This is a genomic window from Streptomyces sp. MMG1533, assembly GCF_001279775.1.
Taxonomy (GTDB): domain Bacteria; phylum Actinomycetota; class Actinomycetes; order Streptomycetales; family Streptomycetaceae; genus Streptomyces.
Map to the genome: position 1 here is coordinate 1 of NZ_LGDG01000157.1, position 321 is coordinate 321.

At 71.0% G+C, this 321-nt stretch carries 1 protein-coding gene; it reads right to left on the reverse strand.

Going from position 1 to position 321, the window contains the following annotated elements; all coding sequences use genetic code 11:
• Positions 1-321 (reverse strand): zinc-binding dehydrogenase (locus ADK57_RS17395; RefSeq protein ID WP_234390250.1); only part of this gene is annotated, 321 nt, incomplete at both ends.

Here is a 321-nt window from a genome sequence, read left to right on the forward strand (position 1 = left end):
AGGCGCTCGGTGACGTTCTCGGTGGCGGAGTTGATGACGGCGTCCGCGCCGACGGCCAGCGCCGTTTCGAGGCGCTCGGGGATGACGTCGGCGACGACCACGTGCTCGACGCCGCGCAGCTTCAGCCAGATGGTGGCGCCCAGGCCGATGGGCCCGGCGCCGAAGACGACGACCTTGTCGGTCGGCTTGGCCTCGGAGCGGTTGACGCAGTGCCGGGCGACCGCCATCGGCTCGTTGAGGGCGGCGACGGCGAAGGGCACGTGGTCGGGGAAGACCGCGACGCTCTTGCCGACCTCGGCGTTCTCGATGAGCAGGTACTCG